Source organism: Borrelia maritima (genome assembly GCF_008931845.1).
Taxonomy (GTDB): domain Bacteria; phylum Spirochaetota; class Spirochaetia; order Borreliales; family Borreliaceae; genus Borreliella; species Borreliella maritima.
The window spans coordinates 46,537-71,993 of the sequence record NZ_CP044535.1; the positions used below are offsets into that span (position 1 = coordinate 46,537).

At 27.9% G+C, this 25,457-nt stretch carries 25 protein-coding genes and 1 other RNA gene; 12 read left to right on the plus strand and 14 right to left on the minus strand.

Translation table 11 applies throughout. The annotated features are described in order from the left end of the window. Positions 1-31: 31 nt before the first annotated feature. Positions 32-394: a transfer-messenger RNA gene (gene ssrA, locus DB723_RS00240) on the minus strand. Positions 395-505: 111 nt separating this feature from the next. Between ssrA and DB723_RS00245 the strand changes: the two genes are divergently transcribed. The 3 genes from DB723_RS00245 to ung all read left to right on the plus strand — a co-directional run bounded on the left by DB723_RS00245 (position 506) and on the right by ung (position 2,815). Next, positions 506-1,180 (plus strand): queuosine precursor transporter, encoded by a 675-nt coding sequence (locus DB723_RS00245; RefSeq protein ID WP_151551257.1) that lies wholly within the window; start codon positions 506-508, stop codon positions 1,178-1,180. A gap of 42 nt (positions 1,181-1,222) precedes the next feature. Next, on the plus strand, positions 1,223-1,924 hold the full coding sequence (locus DB723_RS00250) for a queuosine precursor transporter (protein ID WP_188093250.1): 702 nt from the start codon (positions 1,223-1,225) through the stop codon (positions 1,922-1,924). Positions 1,925-2,143: 219 nt separating this feature from the next. Next, complete coding sequence (gene ung, locus DB723_RS00255; RefSeq protein WP_151551259.1) at positions 2,144-2,815, plus strand: uracil-DNA glycosylase; 672 nt, start codon at positions 2,144-2,146, stop codon at positions 2,813-2,815. A 119-nt stretch (positions 2,816-2,934) separates the two neighbouring features. Here the strand turns inward: ung and secG are convergent, their stop codons facing one another. The 8 genes from secG to trxA all read right to left on the minus strand — a co-directional run bounded on the left by secG (position 2,935) and on the right by trxA (position 10,029). Further along, positions 2,935-3,300: a preprotein translocase subunit SecG gene (gene secG / locus DB723_RS00260; protein ID WP_151551260.1), complete on the minus strand. Its 366-nt coding sequence runs from the start codon at positions 3,298-3,300 to the stop codon at positions 2,935-2,937. 15 nt (positions 3,301-3,315) lie between these two features. Further along, on the minus strand, positions 3,316-4,077 hold the full coding sequence (tpiA, locus tag DB723_RS00265) for a triose-phosphate isomerase (RefSeq protein ID WP_151551262.1): 762 nt from the start codon (positions 4,075-4,077) through the stop codon (positions 3,316-3,318). 1 nt (position 4,078) lies between these two features. After that, positions 4,079-5,260, minus strand: a complete 1,182-nt coding sequence (locus tag DB723_RS00270; protein ID WP_151551263.1) for a phosphoglycerate kinase — start codon at positions 5,258-5,260, stop codon at positions 4,079-4,081. A 24-nt stretch (positions 5,261-5,284) separates the two neighbouring features. Further along, entirely contained in the window at positions 5,285-6,292 is a 1,008-nt protein-coding gene (gap, locus tag DB723_RS00275) for a type I glyceraldehyde-3-phosphate dehydrogenase (RefSeq protein WP_151551265.1), read from the minus strand. A gap of 73 nt (positions 6,293-6,365) precedes the next feature. Continuing rightward, positions 6,366-8,357 carry a tetratricopeptide repeat protein gene (locus DB723_RS00280; protein ID WP_151551266.1) on the minus strand — a complete coding sequence of 664 codons (1,992 nt, stop codon included), beginning with the start codon at positions 8,355-8,357 and terminating at the stop codon, positions 6,366-6,368. After that, positions 8,354-9,133: a hemolysin family protein gene (locus DB723_RS00285; protein ID WP_151551268.1), complete on the minus strand. Its 780-nt coding sequence runs from the start codon at positions 9,131-9,133 to the stop codon at positions 8,354-8,356. Before DB723_RS00285 ends, DB723_RS00280 begins: the two co-directional genes overlap by 4 nt. Then, a complete protein-coding gene (gene ybeY, locus DB723_RS00290) occupies positions 9,134-9,592 on the minus strand; it encodes an rRNA maturation RNase YbeY (protein ID WP_151551269.1) in 459 nt (152 codons plus the stop codon). Positions 9,593-9,675: 83 nt separating this feature from the next. Continuing rightward, entirely contained in the window at positions 9,676-10,029 is a 354-nt protein-coding gene (gene trxA, locus DB723_RS00295) for a thioredoxin (RefSeq protein ID WP_151551270.1), read from the minus strand. A gap of 73 nt (positions 10,030-10,102) precedes the next feature. Here trxA and DB723_RS00300 point away from each other — a divergent pair, with 73 nt between their 5' ends. After that, positions 10,103-10,819 carry a 16S rRNA (uracil(1498)-N(3))-methyltransferase gene (locus DB723_RS00300; RefSeq protein WP_151551272.1) on the plus strand — a complete coding sequence of 239 codons (717 nt, stop codon included), beginning with the start codon at positions 10,103-10,105 and terminating at the stop codon, positions 10,817-10,819. Positions 10,820-10,875: 56 nt separating this feature from the next. On the opposite strand, the gene DB723_RS00305 is transcribed toward DB723_RS00300, so the two are convergent. Genes DB723_RS00305 through DB723_RS00325 form a run of 5 tightly spaced genes read right to left on the minus strand, consistent with a single transcriptional unit; the run spans position 10,876 to position 15,872 of the window. Next, a complete protein-coding gene (locus DB723_RS00305; protein WP_188093251.1) occupies positions 10,876-11,883 on the minus strand; it encodes a PASTA domain-containing protein in 1,008 nt (335 codons plus the stop codon). Between the two features lie 49 nt (positions 11,884-11,932). Further along, positions 11,933-12,880, minus strand: a complete 948-nt coding sequence (fmt, locus tag DB723_RS00310) for a methionyl-tRNA formyltransferase (protein ID WP_151551274.1) — start codon at positions 12,878-12,880, stop codon at positions 11,933-11,935. Continuing rightward, the gene (def, locus tag DB723_RS00315) at positions 12,877-13,374 is read right to left on the minus strand and encodes a peptide deformylase (protein WP_151551276.1); all 498 of its coding nucleotides are present in this window, start codon (positions 13,372-13,374) and stop codon (positions 12,877-12,879) included. Before def ends, fmt begins: the two co-directional genes overlap by 4 nt. Before the next feature lie 36 nt (positions 13,375-13,410). Further along, on the minus strand, positions 13,411-14,097 hold the full coding sequence (locus tag DB723_RS00320; RefSeq protein WP_151551278.1) for a hypothetical protein: 687 nt from the start codon (positions 14,095-14,097) through the stop codon (positions 13,411-13,413). Continuing rightward, positions 14,094-15,872 carry an aminopeptidase P family protein gene (locus DB723_RS00325; protein WP_151551280.1) on the minus strand — a complete coding sequence of 593 codons (1,779 nt, stop codon included), beginning with the start codon at positions 15,870-15,872 and terminating at the stop codon, positions 14,094-14,096. Before DB723_RS00325 ends, DB723_RS00320 begins: the two co-directional genes overlap by 4 nt. Before the next feature lie 114 nt (positions 15,873-15,986). Here DB723_RS00325 and DB723_RS00330 point away from each other — a divergent pair, with 114 nt between their 5' ends. The 8 genes from DB723_RS00330 (at position 15,987) to DB723_RS00365 (ending at position 25,448) form a co-directional block, all read left to right on the plus strand. Next, positions 15,987-16,868, plus strand: coding sequence for an HAD family hydrolase (locus DB723_RS00330; protein ID WP_151551282.1), 882 nt, complete (start codon positions 15,987-15,989; stop codon positions 16,866-16,868). Between the two features lie 9 nt (positions 16,869-16,877). After that, entirely contained in the window at positions 16,878-18,116 is a 1,239-nt protein-coding gene (locus tag DB723_RS00335) for an aminopeptidase (protein WP_151551283.1), read from the plus strand. 14 nt (positions 18,117-18,130) lie between these two features. Then, positions 18,131-18,592, plus strand: a complete 462-nt coding sequence (locus tag DB723_RS00340; RefSeq protein WP_151551285.1) for a divergent PAP2 family protein — start codon at positions 18,131-18,133, stop codon at positions 18,590-18,592. A 15-nt stretch (positions 18,593-18,607) separates the two neighbouring features. Beyond that, complete coding sequence (locus tag DB723_RS00345; protein WP_151551287.1) at positions 18,608-20,080, plus strand: hypothetical protein; 1,473 nt, start codon at positions 18,608-18,610, stop codon at positions 20,078-20,080. 8 nt (positions 20,081-20,088) lie between these two features. Then, positions 20,089-22,407: an RnfABCDGE type electron transport complex subunit D gene (locus DB723_RS00350; RefSeq protein ID WP_151551289.1), complete on the plus strand. Its 2,319-nt coding sequence runs from the start codon at positions 20,089-20,091 to the stop codon at positions 22,405-22,407. Continuing rightward, positions 22,404-22,964, plus strand: a complete 561-nt coding sequence (locus DB723_RS00355) for a hypothetical protein (protein WP_151551290.1) — start codon at positions 22,404-22,406, stop codon at positions 22,962-22,964. Before DB723_RS00350 ends, DB723_RS00355 begins: the two co-directional genes overlap by 4 nt. 15 nt (positions 22,965-22,979) lie before the next feature. After that, a protein-coding gene (gene prfB, locus DB723_RS00360; RefSeq protein WP_151551292.1) for a peptide chain release factor 2 occupies positions 22,980-24,057 on the plus strand; the annotation gives its coding sequence in 2 pieces (ribosomal slippage) (positions 22,980-23,036 and positions 23,038-24,057; 1,077 coding nt in all). Beyond that, entirely contained in the window at positions 24,039-25,448 is a 1,410-nt protein-coding gene (locus tag DB723_RS00365) for a hypothetical protein (protein ID WP_151551295.1), read from the plus strand. Before prfB ends, DB723_RS00365 begins: the two co-directional genes overlap by 19 nt. Positions 25,449-25,457: the final 9 nt, after the last annotated feature.

The window sequence follows — 25,457 nt, forward strand, 5'->3', positions numbered from 1 at the left end:
AACGATTATATTAAAAGGATAAATAAAAAATAAATGGAGATGGCGGGAATTGAACCCGCGTCCTAAAAATAATACTATAAGCTTCTACAAGCTTATCTAGTATTTTATTAAGCAATATGGTTTAGAAATACTAGCAAACCGCCAAATTGCTCTCAAGTATAAAAGTCCTTAAAAATCAACTTGAAAACATTTTTAAGCAAGCTTCGATGTCAAAAAGAGTATAAGTGAACCTCAAAGCCAAATTCAACAAAACCCTCTGCTAACTTAAGCAGCCATTACAAGGTTTGAGCTTGTAAAGTTATTATTTTTTGCATTTATTTTTAGAAGTTTTAAGAGATTCCCTCTGCCTGCAACTTACAATATTAGCATTTTCAGTCAAATCCAAAACATCCCCTCATCAAATGCCATTTTACCATAGTTTGGATAAAATAACAATGTTGTCCATTTGCAAAAACTAAACTACTATTTTATAATAGTAAATTCAATATTACTAAAAGAGAATTTTATGCTTAATGAAATTTTATGGTTTGCTATGCTAATTACTGCTTATTCATTTTTGATCATTATATTCGTTTTTTTTAAAAAAAACGGATTATTTGCATGGGTTGCAGTGGCAATTATCATAGCAAACATTCAAGTTTTAAAACAAATTACAATATTTGGGATTAATGCTACTTTGGGGAATATTATTTATGCATCGTCATATATTGCAACAGATATTCTCTCAGAATTTTATGGGAAAAAAACTTCAAAAAAAGCCGTTTATATTGGATTTATTAGCTTTATTATCTTTGCAGTATTAACAAATGCCCAAATTCACTTTATGTCAAATAGAACTCAAGAAAATTTTAAAAGCTTAGAAAACATTTTTTCTTCAATACCAGCTTTACTATTAGCCTCTATTACTGCATATCTAGTATCCCAATTAAACGATGTATACCTATATCAGTTTATTAAAAAAAAATTTCCTAGGTTTTTATTTTTCAGAACTAACGGATCAACACTCATAAGTAGTTTAATAGATACAATAATTTTTGTAAGCATAGCAACCCATTTTAAAGTATTTCCAAAACAAATTTTCTTAGATATAATAATTTCAACATATCTAATTAAAGGTTTAGCAGGAATTTTAGGAACACCTTTTATATATTTTGCAAAATATGTAAAACTTCAAAAATAAAAAACTTTATCTAAGATAATTAATCTGTTACAATTAAATGCTATGAATAACGATATATTTGATTTAAGTTTGTGGACGGGGGTTTTTCTCTTTACATATATAACATTGGGAATTCTTTACCGATTTTTTGGAAAATCTGGTCTTTTTTGTTTCAATGCAATTATTTCAACAATATCAAATATTATAATACTAAGAAATTTAAAAGCATTTGGAATGCCCTTAAATCTATCCGGTATCAATTTTTTATCGGCATTATTCTCCTTAAACTTAATAGTAGAAAAATACAGCAAAAAAGAAGCAACAAATTCTGTAATATTAAGTCTTTTGCTAAACATAACTTTTACAATTATGATTAATTTCATGATACTATTCAATCATAATAAATTAGACACGGCAGATATTCATTTTAAAATATTGTTCAATAATTTTACATACATTTTAACAATATTAATTGGAACCTATGTGTTTTTTTTATCCCAATATATAAACGTCTTACTATATAATTATTTTAAACAAATAAAAATAAAATCTTTATGGATAATTCATCCTTTGTCAAGATTAATTTCTGGATATCTGGCTAATTTACTAATTTCAATATCTATAAATACAATATTTAAATTCTATCCCGAAACAAAAAATATTGAACTTATAAAAGGTTCTCTAATTCTTACATTGACAATAATTATAATCGATACCGTTTTTTATTTATTCTTAACTTCTTGGGAAAAAATAAGAGAAGTTTAAAAATTAATAAGATTTTTAATAAATTAATAATTTTTAACAACTTGTCTACTGTTAACTTTTCCCCCGAAAACCGCCATTTTATTTGCAATAAGCCTAAACAAAACATATATTCTTTTAAATACATTATCATCCAAAAATAAAAATTAAATTTTAAAATAGCAAAGCTACTTACATTTCAAGATATTTTAAATTACAAAATATTTTTTATATAATACAAAAATGAAAGTAAAAATTGAAAAGTCTTGGGAAGAAGTTTTAAGTAATGAATTTAACAAAGAATACTTTAAAAAACTTGTAAGATTTATAAAACATGAATATAAAACAAAAAAGGGGAAAATATTTCCTCCTCCAAAACTTATATTCAATGCCTTTAATTCTTTGCCATTTAAAGACATAAAAGTAGTAATAATTGGACAAGATCCATATCATGGAAAAAACCAAGCAAATGGACTTGCTTTTTCTGTAGATTCAGAAATTAAAATTCCACCGTCTTTGCAAAACATATTTAAAGAAATAGAAAATAGTTTAAAAATAAAAACCATCCCAAACGGAGATTTAAAGAGATGGGCAACTCAGGGTGTATTTCTAATAAATACAATCTTAACGGTCGAAGAAGGCAAACCTTCCTCTCACAAAGCTATTGGATGGGAAATTTTTACAGATGAAGTAATAAAAATAATCTCTAAAAATTTAAAAAATATTGTGTTTATGCTCTGGGGCAATTTAGCAAGAAGTAAAAAAAGCCTCATTGACCCAACAAAGCATCTAATTCTTGAAACAAGCCATCCATCTCCATATTCAGCAAACAATGGATTTTTAGGATCAAACCACTTTATCAATGCTTTAAATTATTTAAAAAAACACAATAAAAATAAAATAAACTTTCAATAAAATTGATAAATTTAATAATAGTTAATAGCTATTGATTTAAAATTATTTTTACGTAGAGAGCTCTCTCTACGTAAATGCCGACCGACTACAAGCATACATATAACAGCAATCAATTTAGACTATTTTTCTCTCAAATTTTTTTCTTTAGCTTCATTGATGTTAGCATCTTCTGATTCATTATTTTCATTATCCCAGAAGGTTGAACTATTCTTATTTTCTACCTTTATGTCATTTAGAAAGCTATTATCTGCTCTTCTAGTATTCATAAAAGATAGTAAAACTACAAAGATGAAAAAGAGCGCTATAAAAAATCCAGTAATTTTTACAGCAACACTCGAAGACTTTGCTCCAAAAATAGAAGAACTACCTCCCCCAAAAACACCGCCTATTCCATCGCCCTGCTCATCTTGAATTAAAACCAAAAGAATAATAAAAACTGAAACAATCGCAAAAATTATAAAAACCAAAAATCTAACTAAATCCAAAACAAACCTCTTTGACTAAAGAACATTATTAATTATAGATAAAAAAGATTCAGCCTTCAAAGATGCTCCACCTATCAGCGCACCATCAATATTAGGCTCATTCATAAGCTCTTTTATGTTGCTAGAATTAACAGAGCCTCCATACTGAATTATAATATTATCTGAAGCTGACTTTGAATAAAGCTTCATAATTTCAAGTCTAATTGCCTTATGAATCTCTTCTGCTTCCTCTTTTGTTGCAGTTTTGCCCGTTCCAATTGCCCAAACAGGCTCATAAGCTAAAATTATTCTTGCAATATCCGATTCAGAAACACAATTTAGCCCCTTTTTAACCTGATTTAAAACAACATCTAAAGTTTTTCCAGAATTCCTTTCATCAAGAGTTTCTCCAACACAAAGAATTAAGTGCTTAAAAGAATGCTTAAGCCCTGTAAGAATCTTTTTATTTATTATTTCATCTGTCTCTGCTAAATACAATCTACATTCAGAGTGGCCAAGTATAACATATTCTACTCCAAATTCTAAAAGCATTGAAGGTGAAATTTCACTTGTCCTTGCTCCACTCTCCATATAAGACATGTTCTGAGCGCCAAGAAGAATATTGCTTCCCTTAATACATTCTGAAACCTTAGATAAAGCTGTAAACGGAGGAGTTAACATTATTACAATATCATCTTTTAAAGCTTTAACCTCAGATACAATGTTTTTTGCAACAATCGAAGCTTCTGTGCTTGTATAATGCATTTTCCAATTTCCCGCTAAAAACGTTTTTCTCACTTTACTTCTCCAAAACCTTAATACCTGGCAAAATCCTTCCCTCAAGATATTCAAGTGATGCACCCCCACCTGTTGAAACATGAGTGATCTTATCAGACAAATTAAACTTATTAACAGCTGCAACTGAATCTCCACCGCCAACAATGGTTAAACCTGAACAAGATGCTACCATTTCGGCAACCTTAGCAGTTCCTTTTGAAAATAAATCAAATTCAAACACACCAAGAGGACCATTCCAAATTATAGTCTTGGCGGTTTTTACAACCTCTTCAATTTCTTTTAAAGTATTAACTCCAACATCCATGCCAATCTTGTTTTCGGGAATATTAAAAGAATCAACATATTCAGGAGTAGAATTTTTATCAAATTCACTTGCTACAACGTGATCAAGCGGTAAAATTACTTTAACGCCCAGCTCTTTTGCTTTCTTTAAAAAAGAAGATGCTATATCAATATATTCGGCCTCTAAAAGAGATTCTCCTATGGAATATCCCTTAGAATGCAAAAAAGTATAAGCCATTCCACCACCAATTACAACTACATCCGACTTTGATAAAAGCGATTCCAATACTGCAATCTTTGAAGAAACCTTAGATCCACCAATAATTGAAATAAATGGTCTTTCAGGATTTTTTAATACTCCCCCTAGGAATTTGTCTTCTTTTTCCATTAAAAATCCACCAACAGATGGCAAATAATCAGAAACTCCTACCGTTGAAGCGTGAGCTCTATGAGCTGCGCCAAAGGCGTCATTTACAAAAACATCACCATTCTCAGAAAGTTTTTTTGCAAAATTTTTATCATTTTTCTCTTCTTCTGCGTAAAACCTTACATTTTCAAGTAATACAACATCGCCATCCTTCATTTGCAAAGTACTATTTACAATTTCACTTCCAATGCAATCCGAAAGCATCTTGACATCTTGACCCAAAAGCTCTGACAATCTATTGGCAACTGGTTTAAGGGAATATTTAGGATTTTTCTTGCCTTCTGGTCTACCTAAATGACTTACAAGTACAATCCTAGCCCCTCTTTCTTTCAAATACTCTATTGTAGACAATGCAGCCTTAATTCTAGTATCATCGCCAATGTTCCCTTCTTTTAAGGGAACATTAAAATCGCATCTTACTAAAGCTCGCTTGCCAGCAAAGTTATTAAAGTCTTTTACTGTTTTTATTGACATTTTTTACCTTACAAACATTTCTACTTATTTTACCAATTTTTGAGCAAGATCAACTACTCTGGTAGAATACCCAAACTCGTTGTCATACCATGACAACACCTTTGCAAATCCATTTTCAAGAACCATTGTCTCAAGACCATCAACAATAGAAGAATGAGAATTCCCTTTTATATCTGAAGATACAATTGGATCTTCTGTATACCCTAAAATACCTTTAAGCTCGGGTGTTTCTGATGCCTTTTTGAGAACAGAATTAATTTCCTCTTTTGTAACATCTTTTTTCTTAAGTTGAACTGTAAGATCAACAATTGAGCCTGTTGGCACGGGCACTCTCATTGAAGTCCCATTTAACTTTCCCTTAAGTTCAGGCAAAACAAGTCCAACCGCTTTTGCAGCGCCAGTTGAAGTTGGAATAATAGAAAGCGCACCAGCTCTTGCTCTTCTAAGATCAGAATGAGGAAGATCCAAAATTCTTTGATCATTAGTATAAGCATGAACAGTTGTCATAAGTCCTTGTTCAATTCCAAATGATTCATGAAGTACTTTTGCAAGAGGAGCCAAGCAATTGGTTGTACATGAAGCATTTGAAACAGCCTTTAAATCAGAATTAACATCGTGATCATTTACACCAAGAACTATTGTTTTAATCTCATCCTTAGCAGGAACTGTTAAAATAACTTTTTTAGCACCAGCATGATTTACGTGATCAAGATACCCCCCCTTATCACTAGTTGCTGATGAAAAAACACCTGTTGACTCAATTACAACATCAATTCCAAGCTTTGCCCAAGGAAGATTTTTAGGATCTCTCTCAGCAATAATTTTTATTTCTCTTCCATCCACAACAATAGCGCCATCTCTTGACTCAACTTTTTTATTATATACTCCAAAGGTCGAATCATACTTTAAAAGATGTGCAAGAGTTTTAGGATCTGTTAAATCATTTATTGCAACAACATCAATTCCTCTTTCAAAAGCAATCTTAAAAACATTTCTACCAATACGACCAAAACCATTAATAGCCAATTTCATACAAAATCCTCCAATTTTTTTGATTTTATTCTTACTAGAATTATTAAATCACAAATTAATAACAAGTGTCAAACTATCTTTTTACAAGTACGGTAGCTCCCTCTTGAATATAATCCTTTAAAAACGTAGAAGATTTCATTGTACCTCTAGAAATATAATCGCTTATATCTTCAACTAAAATCTCTCCCAAAATATCTGATTTTTTGTAAACAATAAAACTAGAGTCTCTAGTATCACCGTTTAAAGCACCTTCCTTAAGAATTAAAAAAACATCACCCTTTACAACTCCATTTACTTGACCAAGATTAATAAGAGCATCGTCATTTTTAATTTGAAGGATCTTGCCTTTTTTAGGCAAATAATCATGAAAATCTTTAGAAAGGGAATTTAAAGCATTGCTTAAATAATTAACACCCCCCACATTATAAGAAAAAGAACCAACCTTAATCCCTGTTTTCCCTGAAAAAATATTTACTACCAAAGTAGCTGAATTTTTCAAAATGTCTGCATTAAAATCAAAAATTAAAAACAAATCCAAATTATTATTTCTAGAATAAGAAAATCCTTCGGAAAAATTATTAATCATATAATCTCTATTTTTATTGTAATCAAAATTATAGTTAACTATTTCTATATTCAAATTGCGCTCAAGCACCCTTTCAGCATATCTTAATATCAAATCGTTTGCCCCAAAAACCTTATTCTCACTTTTAGTAAAAATAGCTATTCTATAAACCATTCTGTCATCATAAAGTTTATTAAAATCAGAAATACTTTTATATCCGTATTTATAAAATAAAGATTTTCTAACATCAAAAGACACAACATCATAAAAATCCAAAATTCTAGAATCAGTAGAACCTCTCTGTTTTGCCAAATAAAAAAGCTGCTCATAAGCCATAATATCTAAATTCATAAGCTTATATATTTTTGAAAGCAAAAACCTAGCACTATCATTGTCAGGCCAAATGTCAACAGCATTTTTTGCATGAAACAGTGCTTTGTTTAAATTTAAAGATTTAAAAGCTTTAAGTCCTTCATTTTCATAATGCTTAGAAATTTTAACATTGGAATCATTCTTCAAAAAATTTCTAAAATTAGATGCAAAAAAACTTTCCTCAAGAGCAATATTATAAAATTCTAAATCTTTTTTGAGATTTTTAGCTCGCTCTAAATTTAAAATAGCATTTTCAACATTCCCAAATTTTAAGTAAGAATACCCCAATAAATAATAAAGTTCATCAGAATCTTTATTGACCAAAATAGCTTTCTGTAATGCTTCAATTGCGTCCTCATATTTAAATTCATGCAAATAAACAAGCGCTAGCAATCGGTACGCATCAACAACTCCAAAATCTTTATAAGAACTTTCAATTAAAGCCAAATAATTTAAAGCATACTTTTCAGCAAGACCTAAATTATTAACACTAATATAAAATTCAGCTACTCTTTTATGAAAATCTGGAAAAGATAAAAAATTTACCCTAACTTTATTTATCAAATGCCTAATCTTGTCATGCATTCCCAACCTTTGATAAATATCAATAAGATGTTCAAACGCACTATAATTATTTTGACTATAATCAAGAATAGACAAATAATAATTAGCAGCAGCGATGAATAATCCATTTTTTTCAAAAATTGAAGCAAGTCCAACCAAAGCATCAATATTATTTTTCTGTTTAACTAAAACCTCAGAATAGATTTTTTTTGCTTGATCAATTTTATTATTTTTAAGCAATATATTTGCATAAAGAATTTTATACTCAATGTCTTCATTAGACATTTTATAGGCTTTCTCTATGAAAAATTGTGCTTGAGTATATATCTTAAGAAAATAATAAATTGATGCAATAAATTTATAAGCTTCATAATAATTAGGATTAATTTTTATAGCCTCAACAAGCTCATCAATAGCATCATAATACCTTTTAGATAAATAATATTCATGAGCCTTTTGATAATACCCCAATGCTGTATTATCACTACTAGCTAACAGAGCACTAAAATTAAAAAAAAATAACATTTTAAAAAGGAATAACATTAAAAATCGATTAAAATTCATAAACCTTCCTTATTGGAAATCTTTATTACCTTAATATTTCTTTGATGCATATTTTTAATCGAAAAAACTAAATTGCCATATTCTACCTTTTCATTTTTCAAAGGAATCCTCCCAAAAAGATCATAAACAAAACCACCAAGAGTATCAAAATCTCCATTTGGCAAATTTAAATTAAGCTTTTCATTTAAATCCTCTATTAAAATTCTCGCATCACAAAGATAAGACCCATCATCAAGAAAAACTATTTCATCAAGCTCATTGTCAAATTCATCCTGAATATCACCCACTATCTCTTCAAGAATATCTTCAAGAGTTACAAGGCCTGAAACCCCACCATACTCATCAACTACAATTGCAATATGAACATGATTTTCTTGAAATTCTTTTAAAAGAGAATCCGTTTTTTTGCTTTCAGGAACAAACATAACCTTACGCATAATATCTTTTAAATCTATTTCGTAGAAATCCTTTTTGCACATATGCAATAGTATGTCTCTTGTATGAATTATCCCAACAATATTATCAATAGTGCCATGATACACAGGAAATCTTGAATGACTACTAGATGTTACAACCTTTAAAAGCTCATCCTTGCTCTTAGCATAATCAACAAATATGACTCCTATTCTAGGAACCATTATCTCTTTTACAATAGTCTCTTTAAGAGCATTGAAATTTTTTATCAAAGAAGTTTCAATATTCGATTTATCTTCAATATCATTTTTTGGGCTTCCTTTTTTCTTTTTTTTATTTTTAAAATTAAAAAATCCCAACATCTAAAATACCCTTTTATTTTTTCTTAAGATATTTTCTTGAAGAATCAACATACCTTCCTTTTGAAAATCATTAGTTTCATGCTTATATCCCATTAAATGCAAAATCCCATGAATAGTGACACGCTGAAGCTCCTCGTAAATTTCAACATTAAACTCTTGAGAACTAAATTTTAAATATTCAAAAGATATTATGAGATCTCCTTGTATTTTATAATTTATGCTATCAACTAAATCTTCGTTAAGTTCATTATAATTAAAAGAAAGAACATCGGTCGGCTCATCCTTGTTTCTGAACTTATTGTTCAATTTTTGTATATAAACATTATCACAAAGAATAACTGAAAGTTCAAAATCACTAATAGAAAGAGTATTTAAAACGGATAAAATAAAATCATAAAAAACACTAAGATGTTCAAATTTAATATTTTCTACCAATAAATTTAAATCAGATTTGGACAAATTAACTATACCCTAGAATAATCCATATATAAACTTACATATAATTTAATTGCTATAGTAATTAAATTATTTTATTTTGCAAACTAAAACCCAAAAAAATCCTTAATTATATTTTCAAAAGCATCTTCTTGTAAAAAGCCAACAGAAACCTTTGGTTTGCCATCAACAGGAATAAAAAGAATAGTTGGAAGACTTTGCACTTTAAGAACAGAAGCAATATCTTGTTCTTTATCTGTATCTACTTTGTAAAAATCAATACTATTCTCGTACTTTTTAGAAAGTTTTTCAAAAACCGGAGAAAGCATTCTACATGGACCACACCAATCAGCATAAAAATCAATAATTGCAGACCGCTCGCCCTTAAAACTCCATTCTTTATCATTCTCATAATCAAAAACTTTAGCAATAAAATCTTCTTTGGTTAAAGAAATAGCCATATATTATACATGCCCCCCTATCGACTTAAAATTATATCACAAATACAATATTAATAATAAGGAATTATAAGAAATGAATCTAATGTTAATAACTTTTGATGAATTTAAAAAAGGAATTTCACTAAATGACGCTAGGACAGAACATCTTATTAAAATCTTAAAATTAAAAGATAACGACAAATTTAAATTTGGAATTATTGGAGAAAAAAACATTTACCATTGCATTTACAAAAAAGACAAAAAACTATTTTTCAAGAAAATTTCTAAAATAGGAGAATCTAATAAACTTAAAAAATTAAATGTACTAATTGGAATGATAAGGCCAATTGTTGCTAAAAGAATAATAAAAGAACTTGCTAGTATTGGGATATGCGAAATAATTTTTTTTAACGCTGAGCTTACTGAAAAATCATATTTAAATTCTAAAATCTTTAAAAACAATGATTACGAAAAGTATTTAATAGCCGGAGCAATGCAAGGAGGGGTAACTTACCTGCCTAAAATAAAAATTATTAAAAATTTGAAAGATAGCCTTAAATATATTAAACAAAAAAATTTTGAAATAAAAATATTGCTTGAAAAAGATAGCAAAAAAAATTTAATGGATATAAAACAAGCAGATAATTTAACTATTATTGTGGGACCTGAGAGGGGATTTACAGAAAAAGAAAAACAATTAATAACACAAAATAATTTCTCCTCTTACAGTATATCCTCAAACATTCTAAGAACAGAAACAGCCATAATTGCTGGATCTATTATTGCTGCAGCTAAACTAATTAATATGTAATATGATTTTATGTTAGAAATTTTTTTATTATTTTAAGCCAATTCGTTTAAACAAAATTAATTTATAACTGTTTGATTGATAAGCTTATCATAAATATAAAGCTCAATCTTAGAGCCTTTGTAAACCTCATAAGGCAATTTAATCAATCCTCCCATCGACTTGAAGGAATAAATCAAAGAATTTTCACCATCCAAACCTTTTAGCCTAACAGATATATCAACATAAGATGGATGTTGCCTTAATTTATAAGTCAAAATTCCAAAAGCAATTTTATTGTCAACCTTGGGTCTTGCAATAGTAATTAAAATTCTATTTGATTCATTTATTTTAGTTCCAGGCAGAATAGACTGAGAAACAACATTCCCAAAATCACTCGTATTTACCAAATCAATGTCAAAGTTAATATTATCATTCAAAAGAGAAACAACAACATCTTTATAATAAATTCCAACATAATTTTTCGCATATTTGTCCAAACGGTCTTTGCCCTTGCTAATTAAAAATTGAAGATCTGTTAAACTTGATATTTGACTACCTGGCGATGGATTTTGACGAATTATTATACCCTTCGGTAATTCGCTCTCAACCTCAAGAGGTTTAACAATATGGTAAAGCAATTTAGAATTATCAAAAGAATTTGCCTTTAAATTAATAATAACATCGTCAATGTTTTTGCCAATAAAACTATCAACGCTGTTTATTACAGCCCCTTTGCTAATGAAAATTATGACCTTATTATTATGCCTTAAAACAGTTCCTGGCTTTGGGCCCTGTTCTATCACTTTCCCTTTGTCAAGAGCACTTGAAGAAAATTTAAATTCAATGTGTGGAATTAAATCTTTTCTCTGCAATTCAAGAATAGCATCTTCAATACTAAGAGAATAAAGATTCGGAACAACTGCAATCTCCTTATTTTCCAAAACCATAAAGAAAACTGCAAAAGCAACAATTAAAGATCCAAAAATAACTAAAAGCAAACCCTTGATTGTAGTTTTAGGCAAAATTAATATTTCATCATTACAATTTTTGTCACTCTGAGTCAGATCTAATTTATCTTTAAACAATTCCTCTCCATTAGAAAATTTATTCTCTAGATTGTTATTATTATTAAAACTAATATACTCCCCCTATTGAAGAAAACACTTGGCCTATTAGATGTCTACTTCCATTATAAAAAGATTTAAAATCTAAAACCTTTCTCCCAGGTCTTTGAACTTCTAATAACAAAAGAATACCTTCCCCGGCATTTACAAATAATCCTCTTTCGGGATCAAAATCAATAATTTCTCCCACTTTTTTCTTTTTATATAAATCTATTTCCAAAGAATCAGCACGATGAAAAATAATCTCACCAAAATCAAGCTTAGCTCTTACAAGTGGCCAAGGATTGCATGCATTAATTCTATTTTTAATCTCAAATGCACTTAAATTAAAATCTATAAATCCCAATTCTTTTTTTAAAAAAGAACAAAAAGTAACGTCACTTGATTTTTGAGGAATTCCTGAAAAACCTTTGCTAATTTTTTCTAAAGCTTCTAAGACAAGGCTTGGGCTAAGGCTCGAAACAAGCTTTGAAATATCATAACTTGTATCATAAGATCTTATCTTAAAACTTTTTTGCACTAAAATATTGCCGCTATCCATTTCTAAAGCCATACTCTGAATAGTAATACCGCTAACGCAATCACCATTTAAAATTGCAGATTGAATCGGAGAAACACCCCTATATTTGGGCAAAAGAGAAGGATGAACATTAATACATCCCTTTGGAAAAATATCTAAAAATTCTTTTTTAAAGATCTTGCCATAAGAAAAAACTAGCATTAAATCTGGATTCAAGCCTCTAATTAAATTTAATGTATTGTCATCAAGAATTAAGGGATCAAAAACTTTAATACCCCTAGCAACGGCCTCCATCTTTATTGCATTTTGGCTTAATTTTTGTCCTCTGCCTTTAGGTTTATCGGGCAATGTTAAAACTCCCACAACTTCATAATGCCTTACAATCTCTTTAAAAACTTCTAAAGCAATAGAAGAAGAGCTCACAAAAAATATTTTCATTTTCCCTTAAAACCTCTTTCTCTCATATAAGGCTTTAATAATTTATTTCTTAGCCTTTCTTCGTAATAATCAATAAAAAGAACTCCATTTAAATGGTCCATTTCATGCTGAATAATTCTTGCCAAAAAATCAGAATTTTCTATAGTAAGAGATTTTCCATTCTCATCATAAAAATTTATCATAATAGCCTTGGGCCTCATTAAATCATAATAAACTCCGGGTATACTCAAGCACCCTTCTTTGTAAGAATTAAGTTCATAAGAAGTCTCTGTAATTAAAGGATTGATAAAAACCAAAGGTTTTACCATTTTATTCTCTCTAACTACAAAAAGTGAAAGATCAAGACCTACCTGAGGAGCAGCAAGCCCAACTCCACCGCTAATATCCATCAATTCTATCATCTTTTTAGCATAATCTCTAATCTTATTATCAATATTATCAATTTGTTTTGTCTTAACACGAAGCAAATCATTAGGATAAAATACCATTTCCATAAAAGCTCAACCCCCCTTTAAAACTAAAAAAGAAACTTATTTTATTTTTCCAAAAAGCTTCCACTCCTCATTTCCCAATAATGAAAAATAAATATTGCCAATTCTGGATTTAGGAATAGCATAAAGCTTATTTTCATCAATATCTTTAAAAACTAAAAATTCTTTAAGATCTGTATCAAAAAGAACAAGCTTTCTGTCTTTGCCGTCAAACTTTAGTCGCCAATCACCTTTTAATGTTTTATAAAAAAAGGTCTTCCCATCAACAGTATTAATTTCATAATTTTTTTGTTTTTTTAAAACACTTGTTGATTTTATAGCCCCCATAACATAGCTTAAAAAATCCTTATCGAATTGAATACTGCTTAAAACAGGCCCCACATAAGCTGCCTTTATTTGCTCATTATTAGGATCAATAAAAAAAATAGTTGGGCTTTTTTGTAGATTAATTTTATTAAAAATTTCATTATTTTTATCAATAACTAAAAAAACATTTTTTTTAGTTATTGTGCGAACAACTTCATCACTTCTAAAAGAATTTAAAAAATCTTTTATTAAATTCTCTTTAATATCTCTGCCAACTAAAATTAAAACATTTTTACCCAATTTTTGAGCTTTTTTAATTGCAATTTCATAAGAACTCTCAAAAACAATATCTTCTGATAAAGAAAACAAGCTTGAAAATCCTTGATTTAAAATCATTGAAAATGCAATTATAAATCTCATATTTTACTTGTTAACTTTGCTAAAAATTCTAACTCCCCTTCACCATCAAAATGCTCTTTTAAAGTTGAAAATACAGATTCATGATAATTATTAATATAATTCAACTCATCTTCTGAAAGCATTTCTTTTACTATTAATTCTTTTTCAAAAGGAACAAGAGTTAAATTCTCAAACTCCAAAAAAACTCCAAAGTCATTTGCAAAAGCTTGCTTTACAAAAACTAAATTTTCAATCCTTATTCCATGACTAAGCCTTCGATAAAGACCAGGCTCAATTGAAACCACTTCAGATCCTTTAAAAGGATAACTAGAATTAGGACTAATAGAAACTGGAAGTTCATGAACATTAAGAAAAAATCCAACACCATGACCAGTGCCATGAATAAAATTTAATTCATTTTTTAAAAGCGGCAATCTACAAATTCCATCAAGAAAAGCCCCTGAAGATCCATATGGGAATTTTAAAGAAGCAAGACTAATGAAAGCTTTAAGAACCAAAGTATAGTCACGCTTTTCTTCACTAGAAGCATCTCCTATTAGAAAAACTCTTGTAACATCTGTCGTACCAAGTCCAAAATACGAACCCCCAGAATCAATCAGAAGAAGACCTTTTGTATTTATTTTCTTACCTCTTTTAGGCTTATAATGTGGAAGAGCTCCATTTTCTTTAAAACCAACTATTGAGTCAAAACTAGAACTAAAAAAATTTTTATTCAATTTTCTAAACTGCAAAAGCATATCAGAAATATCTATTTCATCTAATTTAGCCAATTCGGCCATACTTAGACTTTTAAATTTATGTAAAAATTTAATCAAGCCAACAGCATCAATAATATGAGCTTCTTTAATCTTAAGAAGTTCATAATCCGTTTTTGATGCCTTAAGATCGCTTACAATACTCTCTCCCAAAATCACATTAGCCTCACCAAGAACCTTTAAAACCTTAACATTAGCATAAAATGAAACAAAGAATTTACCTTTATGCTTTATTTTCTCTAGAAAATAGTAAAAATCGCTGTAAGCCTCTATTTCAAAATTATCCATTTCAAGCGTTTCTTTAACGCTTGAATCAAGTTTTTTTGTATCAATAAAAAGAACGTTTTTCTGATCCTTATTCCTAGATATTAAAAGAAACGAATAAAACAATGCGGATTCTTTAATATCCGACCCTCTTAAATTCAATATCCAAGCAATCTCATCAAGAGCAGTAATAACATAAAAATCTGCCAAATTCTTTTCCAAACTTAAATGAATAGATTTGATCTTTTCAGCTCTTTTATTATTCCTCTCAGCATCAATCAATTCAAATATATGGCTAAGCTCAAGCTGGGGTCTAGATTCCCAAATTAAATCAATTAGATCTTGATTTAAAACACTAATATGTGTATTTTTACATTTCTCAGAAAACTCTTTATAAAACTTTATGCTAATCTCATCAGAGTAAATTCCAAGTTTTAATTCTTGTAAATTTGAATTTATATATGTAAAAACATCGGGGGACCCTTTTACTCCAAGCTTTATTAATGCAACTTCAGTTCCCTTAAGTTCTTGATCAGCTTGTAAAAAATACCTGCCGTCTGTAAAAAGGACGGCTTTTGACAATGTTACAATTACCGTGCCCAAACTACCAGAAAAGCCTGTAATAAACTTACGAGTACTATACCTTTCATGAGAATATTCACTAAAATGAGGATCATAACCTGCTACCAAATAAGCATCAATTCCATTTTTTCTCATATGCTCTCTAAGCAAAGCTAATCTTTTATTAATACCCAAAAAAATCCCCTTTACACAACCTTATTAACACTATTATAGCAAATAATTATTAATTTAAAAAAAATTTTTTATTTGATATAATTTAGCTTGAAATTAACTCCTAAAGGATAAAATATGAAAAATATTAAAGCGGTTGCCTCTGATCTTGATGGGACTCTCTTGCTATCAAAAAGCTATATTGGAGCATTTACAGAACTTGTAATTAAAAAATTAACAAAAGAAAAAAAGAAATTCATAATAGCAACAGGCAGAAGCAAAAATGAAATCATTCAAATTACAAAAAAAATAGATCAACTGCAAGTTTCATTTTTTATTACATTGAACGGTGCAAAAGTTTACAACCAAGAATGGAAATTAATAAAAAGTCATAATTTGTCTCCTGAAGTGGTAAAGAAGATTTTAAGCCTAAGAGAAAAGAAGTTTAGCTACATACCACATTTTTTACATAAAGCAGATCAATACGACGACCAATTAAATATTGACATTAAGACTAAAATCGCAATTGATGAATGCAAAAAATTAAAAAAAGAATCCAATATTTTCAGACATGGAATAGTTAGCCCAATCAATAAAATTCAAGAAATCAAAGACTTTAGCGAGCTTGAAAATTTTGAAAATGTTGCAAAAATAATATTGGCCGGTAGAGAAGAAAGTCTAATAGAATATGAAGCAATGATTTTAGAAAAATACAAAGGAGAAATAAATGCATACCTTTCTACTCCAAATTCACTAGAAATTGTAGATCATAAAGTATCCAAAGGGAATGCATTAAAAGAAGTTCTTAAAATTATTAATATTGATTTAAGCGAAACCATAGCTTTTGGCGATGGATTTAATGATACTGATATGCTAGAAAATGTAAAAAAGGGATTGCTAATGGGAAATGCAAATTATAGATTAAAAGCAATGCTTCCTTACTTAGAAGTAATAGGAACAAATGATGAAGAAGCTGTTGCAAATTACATTAACGAGAATGTTTTAGAAGAACCTATCTAGGAGGAATAAATGGAGAAAGATTTAATAATATATGCAGAACTTATAATTTTAAAAGGAATTAATTTACAAAAAAATCAATGTGTTCTAATTCAAGGCTCAATTGAAAATTACAACTTTTTAAAAATATTAGCAAAAAAAGCTTATGAATATGGAGCTAAATATGTCAAACTAAATATTAAAGACATTGATATTTTAAAATCAAGATTAGAATTCTCGCAAGAGAAAAACTTAGAATTCATTCCAAATGCCGAAAAAAGCTTTTTAAAAGAAATAGTTCAAGATAAATGGGCAAGAATTAGCGTCGATGATACAGAAAATTTTGAAGAATTAAAAGAGAACATTGGTCAAAAAATGTCAATTTATCAAAAAGCTTTAAATCTAACAAGCAAAACCTTGTCACAAGCAATAATGAGTAACGAAATAGCATGGTGTGTTGTTTGTGCACCAGGTCCAAAATGGGCTTCCAAAGTTTTAAATAAAAAAGAAGGAAATGAAACTTTAGAAGAATTTTTCAAAATACAAAAGAAAATATTGCTACTTGATGGAGAGAATACAATAAAAAATTGGGAATCCCATGGAGAAAAACTTAACAAAAGATGTAAAATCTTAAACGAACTCAACCTAGAAAAAGTAATTTTTAAAACCGAAAAAACAAACCTAGAAGTGTATTTACTTGAAACCTCTTTATGGACAGGTGGAAGCGAAAAAGTCAAAGGAACAGAAATAAAATTTAATGCGAATGTACCAACAGAAGAGGTTTTTACAACTCCAAACTATAAAAAAACAAAAGGAATTGTATACGCAACTCGCCCTGTCATGGTACTTGGAGCACTAATATCTGGAATATGGTTAAAATTCGAAAATGGAAAAGTCGTTGATTTTGGCTGTAGGGATGAAAAACAAAAAGAAATATTAAAATCACACATTGAAACTGACATTCAATCAAAATATATAGGAGAAGTAGCATTGGTTGACAGCAGCTCCCCTATTTATCAAAGCAATCTTACTTTTTACAACACATTATACGATGAGAATGCAAGTTGCCACATAGCGCTAGGAGCTGCATATCCATCTTGTTTAAGCAATGAAGAAGATTTAAAAACCGACACCGATAAACTAACTTATGGATGCAACGTTTCATTAGTACATACAGATTTAATGATTGGAAGCGATAAATTGAATGTCATTGGTGTAGACAAAAATGGAAAAGAACACATAATAATAAAAGCTGGCAAATTCGAAATATAAAGGAGGGTTTAATAATGCTAAGGGCATTGCTTACCAATGATCTTTTTTTATCTTGTCTTTTATCGGGAATTTCTGCTCAAGTGATTAAATATGGTATTCAAACCGTAAAAACAAGAAAGTTAAAACTAACACCAATACATCTTTTAAAAAAAATTTTCCTAGAAACAGGGGGCATGCCAAGCAGTCATTCATCAACAGTTACTGCTCTTTCAACCTCAATTGCACTAACTGAAGGAATAGATACAAATTTTATAATAGCTCTTGCCTTTGCCCTTATTACAATAAGAGATTCTTTCGGGGTGAGATATATGTCCGGAGTTCAAGCAGAATATTTAAACGCATTATCAGAAAAATTAAAAAAAGAAATAAAAATTGATACAACAGAAATAAAAGTGGTCAAAGGACATAAAAAGAAAGAAGTTCTAACCGGCATAATAATAGGAATAATCTCTGCATATATTGTGTGCTATTTATAGCATAGGAAAAAATAAATGGTTCGTTTTCTAAGTTTTTTATATTTAACTACAACAATGTCACTTATCAATTCCTGCGATGTAGCTCAATTTGGAGATTATAAACCCCTATACTTTGAAAATGAAGTCGATCTAAAAACTGCTAATGAATATATAAATTCACTAGGATATAAAACAATCTCAGAATACACAACAAAAATTGACATTCTAGACTTTCCCGAAAATAAAAAAATCACAATAAATGAGGCAAACAAACTTAACAACCTTGATATGAGAAAAAATATATTTTTAAACAAACTCCCTAATCTTTTCAACATTGGATATAAAAAAATTCTTTATGTTGAAAACAAGTTTAAAACTATAAATTTTCAAAAATTAAAAAAAGAGCTCAAAATTAATGCTGAAATGCATTCTCTTGACTATAAAACAAAAATTAACTTCATTTATAGCATAATATTTCTAATCATAATAATTTTATTAATTTTTTTAGACCCATCAAGTTCTATATTTACTTTAATTTTTCTATTAATTTCATCCTTTATTTTTATAATAAGCAAAGAAATAATGTATTTTTATCCATTTACAGTTTTCTCTTATTTATTATTTTTAATAATCAATAATTTTAACAAAAATTACAATAAAATATATTTAAAAGAAATTAATTTTTTAACACTGATGAAAAAAATAAAACACTTGTTATTTTTATTTATATTCACAACCCTATATTTCATTGCAATCACAACCTTTCTTACTGCAAATATTGATCCTGTTTTTATTGCATTTATTGCAATACCAACCCTTTGCATTTTCTTAATTTTAAGCTGGATCAAAACAGAAAGCAACTTTAAAGATACATTCTTATTCCCAATTGAAATTAAAGAGAAAAAAAAACAAGAAAAAAAAGATTTAAAATCAAAAATAGCAATACACTTACTACTATTTACTCTCTCGTTAATACCATTCGCTTATTCAAGCTACATGCTAAATTCTTATAAAAACATCAACTACCTTTACAGTAAAAAATTAAATTATTTTGATTACTTAAATCCTAACAATATTTATATAATGCTAGGGTATAACAAAGAAATGCCCAATATTGTAGGATATCTATCACACATTCTTCATCAAAACGAACTAAAATACAATATTGACGCTAAATATGGGGAAATTCCTAAAAATATAAAAGAAAATTACTTTGAAATTAAAAACGACAAAATAGAAATTAATCCTAAAACTGTTTACGAAGTAGACAAATCATTTATTGATGAAACTCTAAAAAAAAATCTTGCAAGTCTGTTTTTAAAAAATAAAAATCCAATCTTAATATATAAAGAAAATAGCAGTAATATCAACATTCATAAAAAAAACTACAAAATACTATTCTTATGCTCTTTACCTTTCTTTGTATTGCTATTCCTATTTAAAGCAATAAGATTTACAATTCTTTTAAACATAAGTGAAAAAACCTATAAAAAATATATTCAAGGATAAGGTAGCTAATGCTAGACTTAAAAAAAATAAAAACAATTTTCAAAAAATATAATAAGTACGAGATAAATATTGACAAGATTCAAATACCTGAATATGCCCTAATACCCCTTGAAACAGAAAATTCAAAATCTATAATATACATAATCGAAAAACAAAAAATAGAAGAAAATCAAATTTTATCGAAAAATTCAAACATAGAACTATACACATACTCTCCAATATCTGGAATAGTAGAAAAAGTATACACAGCAAACTTTCCGGATGGAAAAAAATTAAAATCAGCATTAATCAAATTTCAAGGAAAAATAAAAACCGAAAAAACCCCAATTGAAGATGAAATCTCAAGAGAAAAAACCCTAGCAAAATTAATTCAACTAGGAATTCCTTGGTTTAACGAAAATTCCTTATTTCAATTCATAAACAAATGTCAAAAAATAGACAAAATGATTCTATTAACAAACGGAAAAGATATATTTACAAATACTTCAGAAGCACTGATAGCAGAAAAATTAGAAGATATCCTCTCAGGATTCCAAATAATCTACAAAATATTTAAATTCAAAGAAATAATAATAATATCAGATAAAGAAAAGCTCAAAAAAGAATTCGAAAAATTGAGTATTTTTAAAAACAGCAAAATAAAAATTAAATCTTTAGAAAATGCATATCCTTATACAAATCACGAAATGATAATGCACTTTTTATACAACAACAAAAATACAAAAGATGATATAAATCCCCAAAACAATATTTTATTAGTAAATATTGAAGATCTATACAATACAAATCTTGTTATAAAAAATAACAATCCTTATAAAGAAAAATTTATAGCTATAAATGGAAATAAAAAAATAAAAAGTAGAATACTAAAAGTAAAAATTGGAACTTCTTTTAGCCAAATAATAAATGAAAAAATTGATACAAAAAAATATGAAATTTTTTTAAACAACCCGGCCAATAAAATAAAAATTAATACATTAAACATACCAATAACAAGAGATGTTTATAGTCTCACTATATTAAAGAAAAAATCATTATATGACAAAATTAAAGGATTGTTTATATCAAGTTTTTCACCATTACAAATGGAAAATATTATTTTTTCATACCTAAAAAATGAAAAAAAAAATGATACAAATGAGTTAAAAATATTTACATATACAGACAAAGAGGTAGAAGAAGAAATACACAAAGTTCAAAAAGAAATTAGAGGAAAAGTCCTAAATGAAAATCTAATAAATAAGGTGATATTTACTGAAAACAATTTAAAAGATATATACTTTACTATCATACTAGCATTGTTGCCCGGTCTAATGTTTTCTTTCTTAAATAACACAAAATTCATGACAGACACTTTGATATTAATATTTATTAGCGTAGCAATCTATATTCCAATAATGCTAAGAATTAATTACAAATGTTTATCCTTTTTTGTTTATAGCGCCTTAATGATGAGCATTATATTGCCCTTAAATTTAGGAATTACACTAAAAATAACCTCATTATTATTTGCTTTTTTAGTATTCTTTTACTTTCTCAGGCTATCAGCATTTTTAGCAAATCCTATATTAATTTCTTTTATGTTTTTTGTATTAAATTTTCCAGTAAGCTTTAAGCAAACTTATCAAGAAGGACTTAAAAACTCAACATCAACAATTCCAACCTGGAACGAAATAATTGATACAAATCCAAACATAAAAAATTTAAAAAGCTTGAATACCTTCACAAGATATGAAAACAAAACAATTGATGCTATTGAAAACTTTGTAAATAAAAACATTTTTTCCACTTTCAATATAATTATCACAAGATTCCATATTGAAAGTCTTTTGGGAGTTAATAATGAAAAAAAAATATCTCCAATCTTGCTTTATCTTGGACTCTTATTAATAATTGACAAATACATAATTAACAAATTAATACCGCTGTCATTTTATATAAGCTTGATGACAATCTCATACATAGCACATAATATGGGAATGCTAAACCACATAAGCTCAGACATGCTAACACTGCTTATTTCTCCAATAACAATGCTCTTAATATTTACAATGGCAACAGAAGTGCAAATAACACCACACTTTAAATTTGAGCAAATACTCTACGGATCACTATTGGCATTTACATACTTTTTAATATTAAGCTATATTCCTTTTGAAACTTTGTCGATCATAATATCTATTTTTATCTTACAAATAAGTTCAAGCTTAATAAAAAAATATAGTTTAACCTTAAAAATTAAAAAAATAATACATGTTTTGAAAACAAATAAAGAAAAAACATTCAAAACTCCTCTTGAGAATGAAAAGGATATAATAAAATTATGACTAACAATTTGATTACATACTTGATTATTAACAACTTAACTTTAATACACTTTGTTGGATTTGAGGATATAAAAATAAAAAGTAATTCAATCTTAATAAAAAAATATCTCATAATAACAATTATTTCTTTATTAATATATTCAATATCATTCTATCCTTATAAACTGCTTGCGAAGAATAATGTATTGTTCTTAATTCCAATTTTTTATGTAATTTTAATTTACATATTGATATTATCATTTAAAGTATTAAATGATATATTTATTGCTTACAATAAAAAATCAAATTATTCAAACGATTTCATGCTTTCAAACAGCAGCTTAATTGCAATAACATTTTTTGCACTTGATAAAAATAATGGATTTTTTGAAGGACTAGAAATACTCATTCTGTCTGCACTTGGAATACTAATAGCTTTAATGTCAATAACATTAATAAAAAAAAATTTTGACAAAAACCCTAAAATAAAAATACTAGACAACGAATCAATATATTTTTTTATAATGTTTATTTTATCTTTAATTCCAAATATAATTATATTAATATACAATCAATGATAGCGAGAAATAAAGATGAAAGAAAAAATAAATGCATTATTTAAACAAGCTGAAGACATTTGGAGGAAGCTTTGACAAAAAAGAAATTCAAGCTAAAATCGAAAAATACGAAAAAGAAATAAACCAGAAAAATTTTTGGAATGATCCTAAAAAAGCCAAAGAAGTCATTAAAGCTCAAAGTATTTTAAAAAACAAAATTGATCTGTGGGAAGAGCTATTAAACAAAATCAAAGAATTAAGTGATCTATACGAAATTATTGAAAATGAAAAAGATACTAACAGCTTGGAAATTGAATTTAATGCACTTGAAAAACAGTACAAAGATTTACTCACAATTTCTTACTTTAAAGAAGAGCTTGATGCAAATGGAGCTTTTTTAACTATTCATTCTGGAGCTGGAGGCACTGAAGCATGCGACTGGGTTGCAATGCTTTACAGAATGTATTCAAGATATGCTGAGAGAAAAAAATACAAAACAGAGCTTATTGATTTGCTTGAAGCAGAAGGTGGGATCAAATCTGTTACAATAGAAATAAAAGGTGAGTATGCGTATGGACTTTTAAAAAGTGAAGTGGGAATACATCGTCTTATAAGAATTTCTCCGTTTGATGCTGCTAAAAAAAGACATACCTCTTTTGCATCAGTATTTATTGACCCTGTTATTGATGAAAAAATAGAAATAATAATTAAACCAGAAGATATTAGAATTGATACATACAGAGCATCGGGAGCCGGAGGGCAACACGTTAACAAAACATCCTCTGCTGTGAGAATAACTCACATTGAAACAGGAATAGTAACTCAATCTCAAAGCGACCGAAGTCAGCACAAAAACAAAGAAATGGCAATGAAAGTTTTAAAATCAAGACTTTATGAATACTACAAGAATAAAGAAGATGAAAAAAATAAATCCAAACAAGATACAAAAAAAGAAATTTCCTGGGGTAACCAGATAAGATCTTACGTATTTCAGCCTTATAATTTGGTAAAAGATCACAGAACAAAATTTGAAAATTCAAACACAACTTCGGTTATGGACGGCAACATAGACAATTTCATAGAAGAGTATTTAAAATGGAAAAGCTTAAACTAACATTAGTAATAGCCTTACTAATATTTACAATATACAAAATACACGCTCAAAGTAATATTGAGTATAACTTTTCCTACATAATTAATACAAAAAAAGAAAATATTGACCTTAAAAAAGGCATTGAAAAACAATTGGACAAAATCTACGATAAAATAACAGAACATATCGTAAACAATAATAACAAGAATATCATTGAAGATATTTATATAAATCAAGATATAATAAAAACAGAACTTGAAATTAGCAAATTAAGAGAAGAAATGGATAAAAAAAAACTTCAAAACATAATAAACTCCAAAGAAAAGCATAGCACCAATACTAAAATTAATGAGCTTAAAAAAAATATTCAAAATATTAACAGCAAGCAAAAAAAATTTGCAGAATATTTTAATAATTTAAAAAAACTAAAAGTAAAATATAAAAAAATCGAAGAACAAATAAACATATCAGATTTAAATAAAGAATTTTTCATAAGAGAAGCATTATTTTTTATTAACTATATTGATCTGAAAAAAATAGAAAATTATTATTTACTAGAAATTAGTAACATCACCCCTGAAAAAATTGAGACTAAAAAAGCGGTATTTAAAACATCATCTTCTATTAATGAAATTGCGGATAAAATCACAAGCCAAAGTTTCAAAGAAATATTGGGTAGAGAATTTTTAAAAATCAATATTAATGTCAAAAACAACCCAGATGCAAAAATCTATATAAATGAAAAATTTGTTTCAAAAGGAATCTATTACGATAATATTTTTGACATTTCTAAACTCCCAAACCAAGAGATTGAAATACAAATCACAAGTACAAATTTCGAAAACTACTATATTAAAAGAAAAGTAAAAAATGCAGATTCAATAATATTAAATATTGACTTAAAAAGAACAATCTCTAAAAAAGTATCAATTACAAGCAATGTAGAATCTAAAGTTTTTAAAAAAGGCATATTTATAGGAGAAACCCCAATTGAAATTGAAAAACCGGAAAATCAAGACATCATTTTGCTTAAATCTCAAGGGTATAAAGATAGATTCAAATTAATAAATAAAGATGAAGATCAAGTACAAATAGAAATGATAAAAACCAATAAAAATAGACTTAGTGATGCAAGAGATAAATTTTATGTTAATTTGGCTGTTTTTACATTAAGTACAATAGGAGCCATTTTTGCAGGAACATTAATTAATAATTCAGAAACACTTTACAAAATAACTGGTAATCATTTTCTAAACCAAAAATTAACAGCTGAGGATGTTTATATGGCAAAAGCAGAACAAATGACTGCAACATTTCTATTTGGAGCAGGTATCACTTTAACTATTGGCAGCTTTATTTCATTAATAACTCATTTAGTAAAATACATTAAAGAAGCAAATCTAGGAGAATAGGCTTAATAA

Bases quoted from the DNA above. Each gene is read 5' to 3' on its own strand.
- DB723_RS00245 (WP_151551257.1), top strand. From the start codon at position 506: ATGCTTAATGAAATTTTATGGTTTGCTATGCTAATTACTGCTTATTCA.
- def (WP_151551276.1), bottom strand. From the start codon at position 13,374: ATGGAAATGGTATTTTATCCTAATGATTTGCTTCGTGTTAAGACAAAA.
- ung (WP_151551259.1), top strand. From the start codon at position 2,144: ATGAAAGTAAAAATTGAAAAGTCTTGGGAAGAAGTTTTAAGTAATGAA.
- DB723_RS00355 (WP_151551290.1), top strand. From the start codon at position 22,404: ATGACTAACAATTTGATTACATACTTGATTATTAACAACTTAACTTTA.
- DB723_RS00330 (WP_151551282.1), top strand. From the start codon at position 15,987: ATGAAAAATATTAAAGCGGTTGCCTCTGATCTTGATGGGACTCTCTTG.
- DB723_RS00285 (WP_151551268.1), bottom strand. From the start codon at position 9,133: ATGTTGGGATTTTTTAATTTTAAAAATAAAAAAAAGAAAAAAGGAAGC.
- DB723_RS00270 (WP_151551263.1), bottom strand. From the start codon at position 5,260: ATGTCAATAAAAACAGTAAAAGACTTTAATAACTTTGCTGGCAAGCGA.
- DB723_RS00300 (WP_151551272.1), top strand. From the start codon at position 10,103: ATGAATCTAATGTTAATAACTTTTGATGAATTTAAAAAAGGAATTTCA.
- DB723_RS00280 (WP_151551266.1), bottom strand. From the start codon at position 8,357: ATGAATTTTAATCGATTTTTAATGTTATTCCTTTTTAAAATGTTATTT.
- fmt (WP_151551274.1), bottom strand. From the start codon at position 12,880: ATGAAAATATTTTTTGTGAGCTCTTCTTCTATTGCTTTAGAAGTTTTT.
- DB723_RS00350 (WP_151551289.1), top strand. From the start codon at position 20,089: ATGCTAGACTTAAAAAAAATAAAAACAATTTTCAAAAAATATAATAAG.
- DB723_RS00345 (WP_151551287.1), top strand. From the start codon at position 18,608: ATGGTTCGTTTTCTAAGTTTTTTATATTTAACTACAACAATGTCACTT.
- DB723_RS00250 (WP_188093250.1), top strand. From the start codon at position 1,223: ATGAATAACGATATATTTGATTTAAGTTTGTGGACGGGGGTTTTTCTC.
- DB723_RS00365 (WP_151551295.1), top strand. From the start codon at position 24,039: ATGGAAAAGCTTAAACTAACATTAGTAATAGCCTTACTAATATTTACA.
- DB723_RS00320 (WP_151551278.1), bottom strand. From the start codon at position 14,097: ATGAGATTTATAATTGCATTTTCAATGATTTTAAATCAAGGATTTTCA.
- DB723_RS00340 (WP_151551285.1), top strand. From the start codon at position 18,131: ATGCTAAGGGCATTGCTTACCAATGATCTTTTTTTATCTTGTCTTTTA.
- trxA (WP_151551270.1), bottom strand. From the start codon at position 10,029: ATGGCTATTTCTTTAACCAAAGAAGATTTTATTGCTAAAGTTTTTGAT.
- gap (WP_151551265.1), bottom strand. From the start codon at position 6,292: ATGAAATTGGCTATTAATGGTTTTGGTCGTATTGGTAGAAATGTTTTT.
- DB723_RS00335 (WP_151551283.1), top strand. From the start codon at position 16,878: ATGGAGAAAGATTTAATAATATATGCAGAACTTATAATTTTAAAAGGA.